This window comes from Agrobacterium tumefaciens, from assembly GCA_025560025.1.
GTDB lineage: Bacteria > Pseudomonadota > Alphaproteobacteria > Rhizobiales > Rhizobiaceae > Agrobacterium.
The window spans coordinates 602,812-614,693 of the sequence record CP048486.1 but is presented as its reverse complement, the minus strand read 5'-3'; the positions used below and the strand labels follow the sequence as shown (position 1 = coordinate 614,693).

The window sequence follows — 11,882 nt, the reverse complement described above, 5'->3', positions numbered from 1 at the left end:
CACGCCCGGTTCCTCCTCGGGCGTCGCAGGATCAGCCAAGAATTTCTCTGACCGGAGCTGCGAGCGCCCGGCCGATTGCCGCCGTTGCCGGCGCATCCAGATGCACGCCATCGACCGGTGAGGCGCTGGCCACCGACCCGGCATCGAAGAAGGCATGTCCGAGTTCGGCGGTGAGTTTGCGGTAAAGCGGCGCAAGCCTAAGCGATTGCCCGATATCCCGCCCGCCCGTCGGTTCTCCGCCCGGGCCTGCGACGCAGGGCGGCGGGGAGACGATCAGCAGTTTCGGCACGGCCTCGCGCGGTTTGTAAATGAAAGTCTCGACGATCTGCGCCAGCCGCCGCATGCCGGAAACGGCGGCTTCCGCCCGCCCGCCATGCACCGGCTTGATGTCATTGGTGCCGAGCATGATGATGACGAGATCAAGCGGCATGTGGCATGAAAGCGCAACTTCCAGCGCCCGCGCGCCATTGCGGCAGGCCGGGCCGGCGTGGTCGTCGTAACAGGTGGTGCGCCCGCCAAGCCCTTCCGGGTGAACCTTCGCCTTCCCGGAAAGCGCGGCCTCCAGCACTTCCGGCCAGCGGTGTTCGGCGGGGTGCCGCAGACCCGTTGCCGGGTCTGCGCCCCAGGTGAGGCTGTCTCCGAAGGCGAGCACCGTTTTCATCGCCCGTTACCTCACCCGGTTGTTGTCGATGAAGGTAAAATCGATGTCCTCGCCAAGGCCCGGCCGATCAGGGACATGCACGAAGCCGTCGCGATCCATCGGGTCGGACAGCGATTTCAGATAATCGTGGCCGTCATCATATTCGAGGAAGGGGTGCAACAGGCCGCGCTCATACCAGCGGCAATTCTTGGTGGCGGCGACAACATGCAGGTTCATGGCCGTATTGCCATGCACCTCGCATTCCATGCCGAAGGCTTCTGCCAGATGCATGGTCTTCAACGCCGGGGTGATGCCACCGACATCGTTGACGCCGGTGCGCAGAATATCGCAGGCGCCGGCCTTGATCCATTCGGCGCGGTGCCAGTGCTTGCCGGCCGCACTTTCCGGGCCGACGACCGGAATATCGAGATTGTCGGAAAGCCACTTGTAGGAAGACAGCGACTGTTCATCCATCGGCTCCTCGATCCAGTCGAAGCCGAGTTTTTCGAGGCCACGCCCAAGCGCCAGCGCATCGGTGCGGGAATACCAGTGGAAGGCGTCGATCATCAGGCGAATATCGGGGCCGACCGCCTCGCGCACGGCCGCGCAGGCCTTGAGGTCCATCTTCACATCCGGCGCCCAGCTGACGGGCGGCATCCAGGTGTGCAGCTTGATGCCCTTGTAACCGCGCTTCACCAGCGTTTCGGCAAAGCGGCCGTAATCTTCCGGCGTCGCCAGCCCGCCCTCAAGCTCGTCGCCGCACATGATGGAGCCATAGGCGAGCACCTTATCGCGATAGCTGCCGATCAACTTGTATACAGGTTGGTTGAGCGAGCGGCCGGCAAGGTCCCACAACGCGCAGTCCACCACCGCCAATGTGCGGTCGGTCAGCTGCGCGGCCGAACCACGCTGCCAGTGGGCAAGGTCCTGCCATAGCCGTTCGCGGTCGCGATGGTCCTCACCGATCAAAACTTTCTTGACGAATTTTTCGATAACATGCGGGCGAACGATCTCCGGCGCGGTAAAGGAATGGCCTTCCTGACCGTCCTCGGTGCGGATGGTCAGCATGGCCTGTTCCACCTGATGCGCCGGCCCCGGATGCGCGTGACCGGCGCTGTCCGAGTGGCGACGGGTCGTCGTGCGGAAAACACGGACCTCGACGTCGGTGATGATCATAATTCCTCCCTCATGCAGGTATCGCAGCGTTTATGATTGCCGCAATGTCATACATGTCTGCGTTATTTGTCAACATGTATGATGATCTGTATTACATGTTGGTGCGGAAAATCAAGGCCATTTGCGCACCGTGTTGCGCAGCTCTTCAATCTGAGAGGGCGACTGAGGGATATCTTGCCATTCGGAGAAGAAGGTCCGACGGGAGGCGTGAGCGCGGCCTATTCCAAAGGAGGGGTAGTAATCCATAATTTTAGTAGACTATTGAATCGCGCAATGATCTTTCAACAATGGCCGGGACTATAAACGAACATGCCGTGCCAGCCGTGCCTGTCATCATGCATTCTGCATGGGTATGCGCCGCATTGAACGGCTGTCCGGAACGGGGATGGCTGCATCTGCGCTGCTGAGCTTCAACACTCATTTCCGGACCTTACAGCCATGCCCCTTTCCCATATCTCCCACTTCGCCTTTCTGGTTCCCGGCAATTATCACGATGATGATCCTGCTGAGGGGCTGGAAGAAACCCTGCAGCTTTTCGAAGCCGGAGAGGCGCTGGGTTATCACAGTGCCTGGGTTCGCCAGCGCCATCTGGAACGGGGCGTGTCATCGGCAGCTACTTTCCTCGCGGCGGCATCGCAGCGCACGAAACGGATCGGCCTCGGCACCGCTGTCATTCAGCTTGGTTACGAAAATCCTTTCAGGCTGGCGGAAGATCTGGCCACCGTGGATGTCCTGTCGCGTCGGCGATTGAATGTCGGGGTTTCCGTTGGCGCACCGCCCTTCGCCCATCTTATTTCGGATTATGTCGATACGGTTCCCGATGCGGACTACAGCCACGCCCGCGCCGAAAGGCTGGCGAGGGCTTTGAGATCGGAACCGCTCTCCAGTGAGACGGAAGCGGGCAATGCAGCCGGCGCACAGGTGCCACGCCTTCGGCCCGTCGCGAAGGGGCTGACGGACAGGCTGTGGTATGGCGGCGGATCGCAGAATTCCGCGCGCTGGGCCGGCAAGGCTGGCTTCAATCTTCTGACAGGGAATATCGTCAGCGGCGAAAATACCGATGATTTTCTGACCGCGCAGGCGGCACTGGTCAGCCGCTTCCGGCAGGAATGGGCGCATGAGCGCCAGCCGCGTGTCGCTCTTGGCCGCGTGATCCTGCCGACAGATAGCGCCAGCCCTGCGACCCGCCGCCGTTATCAGGAATTCGCCGCCGAGCGTGACAAGCGCACGACCACGCCGCATGGCGCGCGCCGCACGCTTTTCCTGCCCGATATCGTTGGGACGACGGACGAGATTCTGGAGAAGCTGTCGCGCGATCCCGTTCTGCCGCACGTCTCGGAATTCCGTCTAGAACTGCCCTATGAGTTCCAGCCGGAAGATTATCGCCAGATCGTCACGGATTTCGCCGCCGTCCTGCCGCAGCTTTCGGGCGGGCGGCCGGTTTTGAAAGTGGCGACGGGCCAATAATATGTCCCGCTCCCGCTATTCTCGCCCCAGCGGGACTAGCGGGAGGACACCTTCAACAGTGCCGTATCTGCCGTTCAATCTGGATAAGGCAGGCCATAGCGGTCACGTATTGTCGAGCCTTCATATTCGCGCGGGTAAACACCGCGATCCTGCAGCACCGGAACGACCTTTTCGACGAATTCGGCAATATCGTCCGGCGCGCGCGGCGGCTGCAGGGTGTAGCCGTCCACCGTGCCGTCCTGCCAGAGATCGATAATGCCATCCGCCACCTCTTCCGGCGTGCCAAGCAGCAGCCGGTGGTGCCCCTCGGAGCGGCGCACGGCCTCACGGGCGGTGAGCTTTTCGTGGGTCAGCAGTTCGGAAAGGCCAAGTCCCATGCCAACGGCCCATTGCCGGTTCTGGTCGGGAATGAAGCGCTCGCCATCGAGTTTTATATCCGGGTTGAAGTCGCGCGGATCAATGCCGTTTTCTTTGGCGAAACGTACCAGAAGCCCGTCTTCAGAGCCTGTCCCGCTGAAGAGTTCATGCTTGCGCAGCGCTTCCTCACGGGTCTCGCCGAGAATGACGACAAGGCCGGGAACGATACGGATGCCGGCGGGATCGCGGCCGAAAGAGACAGCGCGGTCACGCACCTTTTTGCCGAAGGCCTGACCTGCCGGTCGGGAGAGGATGTTGCAATAGATGATCTCGCCATGGCGTGCCGCCAGATCGATGCCGCCTTCGGAGGCACCGGCCTGCGCGATGACGGGATGCCCCTGCGGCCCACGCGGAACGTTGAGCGGGCCTTTGACATGGAAATATTGCCCCTCATGATCGATGCTTCCGGCTGTTGCCGCATCCCAGAAACGCTCTTCCGGCACCTCGCCTTCGCGGCGTGGATCCCAGCTCGACCAGAGTTTTTTCGCCACATCGAGAAATTCGGTGGCCTTGGCATATCTCTCGCTGCGCGGTGGCAGCGGATCGTTGCCGAAATTGGCGGCGACATTGGGATTGAAGGAAGAAACGATATTGACGATCAGCCGGCCGCCGGTAACGAGGTCGATGGATTGGGTCCGTCGGGCGAAGTTATAGGGCGAATTATAGGTGGAGGACACCGTTGCCACAAAGCCGATATCAGGCACCTGTGCGGCAAGCGATGTCGAGAGAATGAGCGGATCGATGGTGTGAAACGGGCGGCTTGCCGGGTCGGTCAGCAGTGCCGGGTGGTCGGAGAGGAAAACGGCGTCGAACCGGCCTTTGTGGGCCAGTTCCGTCAGCCGCCGGTAATAGCCTATGTCGTTGATGTCGTGCCGGTCTCCGCTCCGGTATTTCCAGGCATTGGCGAGGTATCCGGTGGTGTTGATGCCGACATTGAGATTAAGCCGGCGTTTGGTCTTGCTCATGCTGCCACGTTTCTTTCAGGTCTGTTGGATTGCCGGCCCGTATGACCGGCGCAATTGCGGGAAGCGTAACAGCCGGGGGTCCGGTCGCGAGTTAAAAATCCTTGCTGCGCGGAGAAGAAAAACTTTCATCCGTGGCAGCACCCAAGCGGCGGTCGAATGTGAGAGATGGGTGAGGCAGGCTGGGGAAACCAACCCGAAATCTTGCTATTCTCGAAAGGATATTCCGTCTTCTTGGCGAAGCACTCACAAGATGGAAACGAATTTCCCCAATCGCGCCTGAAATAGTACACTTTATCTATAGAAAATATCTTATGGCGCGTAGCGTGCCGTCCAGATCGCAATTTCGAGGACGAACGCCATGGCTGATGCCGCCCTTCGCCAGATAACCCAACCCGTAACCGTATGGTACACACGCTGCCCGGCGCCCACGCCGCTTTCCATCGCGGCGCAACTGGGCTGGATCGAGAAACGTTTCTCCACCCATGGAATCTCTGTTTCCTCCATTCGCGACGCGGTCGATCCGGCCATTCGCCAGAGCCATTTCGATCACCGTCTGGACTGGTCCTTCCGTCAGGGCGGCAATATTCCGCCGATCTGGGCGAAATCAGGCGGCCGGAAAACACGGCTGGTGGGGCTGACGAGGACCGACGAGTTTCAGGCCGTCATCGCTTTGCCAGCAAGCGGAATAAACAGGGGCAGTGACCTGAAGGGTCGGCGCATCGGCCTGCCGAAGCGCCCGAATGAAACCATCGATTTCCAGCGCGCCACATCGCTCAAAGGCATCGTTTCGGCGCTGACGGTCTCGGGCCTCGCCGTTGCGGATATCGAGCTTGTCGATCTCACGGCGAAAGAGCCGGTGTTGCTCGATCCTTCTGACGACAGGTTCCATGGTCTGCGCCGGCGGTTTCCTTATGGCGAGGAGATTGCAGCGCTGCATCGGGGCCAGATCGATGCGTTTTTCGTCAAGGGCGCGGAAGGCGTCACCGTCGCCAATCTCATCGGTGCGCAGGTCGTGGTGTCGACAGGTTTCCACCCCGATCCGAAAATCCGCATCAACAATGGCACGCCGCGCCCCTTGACGGTGGACGCCACCTTTGCCGATGAGCGGCCCGATCTGGTGGCGGAACTCGTCGCCACGGTACAGCGGGTTGCCCAATGGGCAAATGACAATCCGGCGGAAGCCGTGCGTTTCATTGCTCGTGAGATCGGCGTCAGCGAGGAGGCGGTTCTGGCTGCGAATGGCCCGGATGTATACCGCAATCTGAGGCTCGATCTCGATCCGGCCGAGCTGGATGCACTGAGCCACTTCAAGGATTTCCTGCTGGAATGGAAATTCATTCCGGCGGATTTCGATGTGCAGGACTGGGCCGATCCACGCGCCCTTTCTTTCGAGCAAGATGCTGCGCAACGCAGTGCGGGAAAGTGAGGGCGTCATGACAGCCACCATTCTTGTAACGGGCGCAACCGGCAAGCTCGGCCGACGTGTCGTCAGCCGTCTCTTGCAGAAAGAGGCGAAGGTTCGGGTGCTGACCCGCAGGCGCGAGGATGCGCTCAAGCTCTGGGGCGACAGGGTCGATATCTCGGAGGGAAATTTCTCCGACCCGGCCAGCCTGAAGGAGGCCTCGCGCGGTATCGGGACCGTCTTTCTGCTTTCCCCCATCGGTGAAACGCTGGCGGCGGACCAGAATGCGGTCATCGATGCCGCCCTCTCAGCCGGTGCGTCGCGGATCGTGAAAATATCCGGCTCCGACTGGACCATTGAGAACGCCGGATATTCCATTTCGGGGGCGGCGCATGCCCAGGTGGAAGCGCATCTGGCCGCAAGCGGTATCGCGTATACCGTGCTGCGGCCGAATGCCTGGATGCAGGTTGCGCTGGAACCCGTTGTCGCCGCGTTGCGCAAGGGAGAGGATGTGCCCGCCCGCTTTGGCGACGCGGCTGTCTCCTTCATCGATGCGGACGATATTGCCGATGTCGCGGTTCATGCTCTCACCACAAGCGCACCTGTTTCCGGCACCCTGGTGTTGACCGGTGCCGAAGCCCTGTCGGCACTGGAAATCGCCCGCATCGCGGCGCGCATCCAGCATCGGCCCGTGGGAATTTCGGACAATGCCGCCCCGGCCTTGCTGCCACATATCGGCGCGTTTGAACAGAAGGCGATCGGCGAATTCGGCCAACTTATCCGCAAAGGCCTTGCGGCGTCCGTCAACAATACCGTCCAGCAGATTACCGGCCGGTTGCCCCGCAGCGTGGAGGACTATCTGCGTGTCCGGCTGGCAACCACCCCGCAGGATCATTCCGAGGGAGAAAAGACATGGCGTTGACTACTCCGCTGCCTGAAGGTTCCGAGCTGAAAGGTCTCGACCTGAAAAGCCCGGCCGATTTCGAAGACAGCCCGCTCAGCCGGGCGGTGAAGCAGCCGCTGATGCTGGGCCTGTTCCTCAATCTGCAGGACATCAATTTCTCCAGCCTGCCGACCAGCAACAGCTGGACCTTCGATTATAATGTCGAACTGGTGAAGCGCGCGGAAGAGCTTGGTTTCGAAATCGCCTTCAGTCGCACGCAATGGCTGCCCAAGGGCGGTTATGATGGCGAATCCTCGCTCGACAGCTTCATCGCGCTTGGCGCCATGGCGGCGGTCACGAAGAACATTCTGCTGATCTCCACCATCCATGTGCTTTATGGGCCGCTGCATCCGCTGCATCTCGCCAAATATGGCGCGACGCTGGATCATATCGCCAAGGGACGCTGGGGCATCAATATTGTCACCGGCCACCGCGCCATCGAGCATGAAATGTTTGGCTGGCAGCGTATCGACCACGACAAGCGTTACGACATGGCTGGCGAATTGTTCGATGTGCTGCATCGCCTGTGGGGGGAGACCGAGAATTTTTCCTACGAGGGAAAACTCAATCCCTGGGCGATCAACAATGGCTGGATCACGCCGAAGCCTGCTTTCGGACGCCCACCGCTGGTGACGGCGACTGGATCACCTGCGGGTATCGATTTCGCCGCCCGGCATTCCGATCTGGTTTTCGTCACCTCGCCCGGCGGCGCGCATATAGACAGCGCGTTGGAAACGCTTCCCGATCATGTCGCAAACATTAAAAACCGCGCCAAGGCCTATGGCCGGCAGGTAAAGACGATCATCAATCCGATCATCGTTAGCCGCGATACGGAGAAGGAGGCGATCGCTTATGCGGATGCCATCGAGGCTGGAAAACCGCAGCCCGGCACCCGCGCCTTCGCCACCAATAATTACGACAGCGATGCCCATGCCTGGCGCGGCCGTGGCGATGCGCGCCACAAGCAGGGGCGCAATCTTGGCGGCAATATCGAGATCATCGGTTCGCCGGAGCAGGTGGTCGAGCAGCTTGTCGGTCTGAAAAAGGCCGGGATCGATGGGGTTCAGCTGAATTTCTACGATTTCCGCGAGGACCTCGATTATTTCGCCGAGCGCATTCTGCCCCTGATGAAGGAGGCGGGCCTGAGGTTCTGACGCCTCTCCCGCTGCATTTTCCAGCCCCGAAACCCACACTTCGCAATCGCCCGATTGCGAAAACGATATTTTTTGCCCTGAGGAGATACCGTGAATATCGCCGTCGATCCCGTCAAAACGCCTGCACCCAAAATCATAGATCGGATCGGGACCTATGTTCCCGAACTCGTCTCCATCCGCCACGATCTGCATCAGCATCCGGAAATCGGTTTCGAGGAGGTCCGCACCTCCGGCATTGTTTCCGAAAAGCTCGCCTCCTGGGGCATCGAGGTGCATCGTGGTTATGGCAAGACCGGTGTGGTCGGCGTGCTACGCGGCCGCCATGCGGGCAATCGCTCCATCGGGCTGAGGGCGGATATGGATGCCCTGCCGATGCCGGAGGAAACCGGTCTGCCCTATGCGTCTGTCTATCCCGGCAAGTTTCATGGCTGCGGGCATGATGTGCACACCACCATCCTGCTCGGCACCGCCCGCTATCTGGCGGAAACCCGCGATTTTGCCGGCACGGTGGTGTTCATTTTCCAGCCGGCCGAGGAAGGTCTTGGCGGCGCGCGCGCCATGATCGCCGATGGGCTGTTCAAGGATTTCCCCGTTGACGAGATTTACGGGCTGCACAATTCCTCCCATGCCGCGCCCAATCATCTCAAGGTTTCGCCCGGTACCATTCTGGCGGGTGCGGATTTCTTCGATATCCGGCTGAAGGGCAGGGGGGCACACGCTGCTCACCCCGATGTTTCGCGTGACCCGGTGCCGGCGACGGGTGAACTGATCCAGGCATTGCAAACCATCGTCAGCCGTAACGTGCCGCCGACCGATCCTGCCGTGCTGTCGATCACCCGCATCGAGGCGGGATCGGCCTATAACATCATTCCCGAAACGGCCGCGATTGCCGGCACGGTTCGGGCCTTCTCCGACAGCGTGCGCGAACTCATAAGAGAGCGCATCCGCACGATTTCCGATCACATTGCCGCGGCGCACGGCCTCACCGCCGAGGTGGATATTCGCGACATATTCTCGGTTCTCACCAATGACGATGCGTCTGTGGAGATCGTCGCCGGTGTGGCGCGTGAGGTTCTGGGGGACGAGCGCGTTTCCACCGAGCCCGGCCGCTTCATGGGCAGCGAGGATTTTGCCGATCTCCTGAAACACGCGCCCGGCGCGTTTTTCACCCTCGGTCATTCCGGCACGGTGCCCGCCCATAATCCCGGTTTCATCGTCGACGACGCCATTCTGCCCGTCGGTGCCACTCTGTTTGCCCGGCTGGTGGAAACCCGGCTGAAGCCCGTTTGAACATTTAAAAACAAGCCTGCAAGAGGAAACATCCATGGATATTACAAGACGTAAAACATTGCTTTTGAGCGCAGCGCTAACCGGGGCCATGCTATTGCCCTCCCTGCCGGCTCTGGCGGCGGAAACGCCGAAAAAGGGCGGGATCGTCACTCTTGCGGGTCTCGGCGAGCCGACGACGCTGGTGCCGCTTTCCGATTCCAATACGCGCACCCGTGCCATTTCCACGAAAATCCTCGAAGGGCTGGTACGGTTCGACAGTGAGTTCAAACCGCACCCGGTTCTGGCGGAAAGCTGGGAAACATCGGCCGACGGGCTGCGCCACACTTTCAGGCTGCGCAAGGGCGTCAAATGGCATGACGGCAAGGATTTCACGTCGCAGGACGTCAAATTTTCGCTGCTGGCCTTCAAGAAGGTCGGTCCACGCGGACGCATCACCTTCGCCAATGTTGCCGATATCGAAACGCCCGATCCGCTGACGGCCGTGGTGGTGCTTTCCAAGCCCGCGCCCTATCTCCTGCGGGCGCTGACCGGTGGCGAAACGCCCATTCTGCCGGCCCATGCCTATGCTTCGGAAAATTACAATGAAAGCCCGAATGGGAACGCGCCAGTCGGCACCGGCCCCTTCGTCTTCGAGGAATGGAAGCGCGGCAGCTATGTGAAGCTGAAGAAGAATCCGAACTACTGGCAGGCCGATCTTCCCTATCTTGACGGTTTCGTGGCCCGTTTCGTCGCGGATTCGGCCTCCACCACCATTTCCGTGGAAACCGGCGAGGCGGATTATACTGCCGATGTGTCCTACAGCGATCTGGAGCGTCTGCGGCAAAATCCGAAGCTTGCCGTTGAGGTCTATACCGACTCCTATCTCAACAATGCTGCCGTCTTCGAATTCAATCTCGAAAATCCGATCCTTGCCAAAAAGGAGGTCCGGCACGCCTTGGCGCATGCCATTGACCGCAATTTCATCAACGACGCCATTTTCTTCGGGACGGCGAAACCCGCCGGTTCGAACATTCCGGCTGTCTTCACCGCCTATAATGACGAGAAGCCTTTCACCTATCCCTTCGATCTCGCCAAAGCGAACGAATTGCTGGACAAGGCCGGCTACCCGAAGGGCGCGGATGGCACCCGTTTTTCGCTGCGGCTGGCCTTCCTGCCTTCCGACGTCTTCCGTAAAACCTCCGAATATCTCCGCTCATCCTTCGGCAAACTCGGCGTGAAGGTGGATATTGTCGAGGGCGATCTCGCCACCTTCATCAAGCGGGTCTATACGGAGCGCGGTTTTGACCTGACGGTGAACGGCATCAGTCGGCTGTTCGATCCGACAGCGGGCGTGCAGCGCCTCTATTGGTCCGACGGGATCAAGAAACCTGCGCCCTATGTCAACGCCGCTCACTACAATAATCCAAAGGTGGATGATCTTTTCCGTGCCGCCGCGATTGAAGTGGATGAGACGAAACGGGCGGAGCAGTTCCACGATATCCAGAAAATCACCGGCGACGATCTGCCGAATTTCTCCATCGTCGCCTTGCCGACCGTCATTCTGCGCAATACCAGCCTGAAATCGCTCGTGACGACTATCGACATTGCTTATGGCGATCTGGCGACGGCCTGGAAAGGCGAGTGAGCGTTTGGCAAAGCGGGTTCATCCAAACTCCGTCACCCCGGACTGGATCCGGGGTCCAGCGCGATCAAGTCCTTGATCGCAAGAGACTCTTCTCACGGCGCAGACGCGCCGTGGCTGGATGCCGGGTCAAGCCCGGCATGACGGAGGAGGGGTCTGCGATCATCAACATTAACCCGGCAATTTTGCCGGGTTTTTTATTGCCGAAATCCGCCTTCCATCCTTTTTTGCACCTTCGCGCGGCACGCCCGTTTCAGGGAAAAACTTTGCGCATGAAACAGGTCGGGCGAAACAGCGATGCCAGCCGTGAAAAATTTCGAAAAAATAAGTTTCATCAATAATTTAGCGCAAAGGAATTCTTCGTTTCAAAGCAAGAATTGCTTTCTGGACCCGCGCTCTGGCCGTCTGCACTGTGAGCTGGAAATCTCACCCTCATGATGGATGCCATGGCCAAGGATACGCTTTTTTTGATCGCCCCCGGTTTTGAAGACCCAAAACACCCCGGTGTCCGCTTCGTCTGCCCGCATTGCAACCAGATCGAAGGCCTGCTTGCCGCCTTTCCTGACCTTGCCGCCGGGATCGATATCCGCCGTGTCGGTTTCCAGCGCCCGCGTGAGGCTGTCATCGCAGCCGTGGGCGAGGAAAACCAGTCGCTGCCGCTGTTCATCTTCGTAGGAGATGCGCCCAGCGACGCGACGGCCAAGGGCGACACGCACTTCATTCAGGACACCAAACGCATTTTGCAAATCCTCGCCGAGCGCCATGGGTTCCCGCAGCTGCACTGAGTTGCCGCGCCCGCATATCGGA

The 11,882-nt window shown here is 60.0% G+C and carries 11 protein-coding genes; 8 read left to right on the top strand and 3 right to left on the bottom strand.

Features of this window, described 5'->3' with window-relative positions; all coding sequences use genetic code 11:
- Positions 1-31: 31 nt before the first annotated feature.
- Together FY152_16665 and FY152_16660 are read right to left on the bottom strand one after the other, a co-directional pair.
- Positions 32-661, bottom strand: coding sequence for an SGNH/GDSL hydrolase family protein (locus FY152_16665; GenBank protein ID UXS33803.1), 630 nt, complete (start codon positions 659-661; stop codon positions 32-34).
- A gap of 6 nt (positions 662-667) precedes the next feature.
- Positions 668-1,816, bottom strand: a complete 1,149-nt coding sequence (locus tag FY152_16660) for an enolase (protein UXS33802.1) — start codon at positions 1,814-1,816, stop codon at positions 668-670.
- 438 nt (positions 1,817-2,254) lie between these two features.
- Here FY152_16660 and FY152_16655 point away from each other — a divergent pair, with 438 nt between their 5' ends.
- Positions 2,255-3,283 (top strand): LLM class flavin-dependent oxidoreductase, encoded by a 1,029-nt coding sequence (locus FY152_16655; GenBank protein ID UXS33801.1) that lies wholly within the window; start codon positions 2,255-2,257, stop codon positions 3,281-3,283.
- Positions 3,284-3,357: 74 nt separating this feature from the next.
- Here FY152_16655 and FY152_16650 read toward each other — a convergent pair whose 3' ends face one another.
- Positions 3,358-4,665, bottom strand: a complete 1,308-nt coding sequence (locus FY152_16650; protein ID UXS33800.1) for an NtaA/DmoA family FMN-dependent monooxygenase — start codon at positions 4,663-4,665, stop codon at positions 3,358-3,360.
- Positions 4,666-5,023: 358 nt separating this feature from the next.
- On the opposite strand from FY152_16650, the gene FY152_16645 reads away from it, so the two are divergent.
- The 7 genes from FY152_16645 to FY152_16615 all read left to right on the top strand — a co-directional run bounded on the left by FY152_16645 (position 5,024) and on the right by FY152_16615 (position 11,860).
- Positions 5,024-6,091 carry an ABC transporter substrate-binding protein gene (locus tag FY152_16645; protein UXS33799.1) on the top strand — a complete coding sequence of 356 codons (1,068 nt, stop codon included), beginning with the start codon at positions 5,024-5,026 and terminating at the stop codon, positions 6,089-6,091.
- Between the two features lie 7 nt (positions 6,092-6,098).
- Positions 6,099-6,989 carry an NmrA family NAD(P)-binding protein gene (locus tag FY152_16640; GenBank protein UXS33798.1) on the top strand — a complete coding sequence of 297 codons (891 nt, stop codon included), beginning with the start codon at positions 6,099-6,101 and terminating at the stop codon, positions 6,987-6,989.
- Complete coding sequence (locus tag FY152_16635) at positions 6,980-8,164, top strand: LLM class flavin-dependent oxidoreductase (GenBank protein UXS33797.1); 1,185 nt, start codon at positions 6,980-6,982, stop codon at positions 8,162-8,164. Before FY152_16640 ends, FY152_16635 begins: the two co-directional genes overlap by 10 nt.
- A 90-nt stretch (positions 8,165-8,254) precedes the next feature.
- Positions 8,255-9,454: an amidohydrolase gene (locus FY152_16630; GenBank protein UXS33796.1), complete on the top strand. Its 1,200-nt coding sequence runs from the start codon at positions 8,255-8,257 to the stop codon at positions 9,452-9,454.
- 34 nt (positions 9,455-9,488) lie between these two features.
- A complete protein-coding gene (locus tag FY152_16625) occupies positions 9,489-11,078 on the top strand; it encodes an ABC transporter substrate-binding protein (GenBank protein ID UXS33795.1) in 1,590 nt (529 codons plus the stop codon).
- Complete coding sequence (locus FY152_16620) at positions 11,075-11,416, top strand: hypothetical protein (protein ID UXS33794.1); 342 nt, start codon at positions 11,075-11,077, stop codon at positions 11,414-11,416. The genes FY152_16625 and FY152_16620 overlap by 4 nt, the downstream gene beginning before the upstream one ends.
- Positions 11,417-11,509: 93 nt before the next feature.
- Entirely contained in the window at positions 11,510-11,860 is a 351-nt protein-coding gene (locus FY152_16615; GenBank protein UXS33793.1) for a DUF3088 domain-containing protein, read from the top strand.
- The last annotated feature ends 22 nt before the right edge of the window (positions 11,861-11,882 follow it).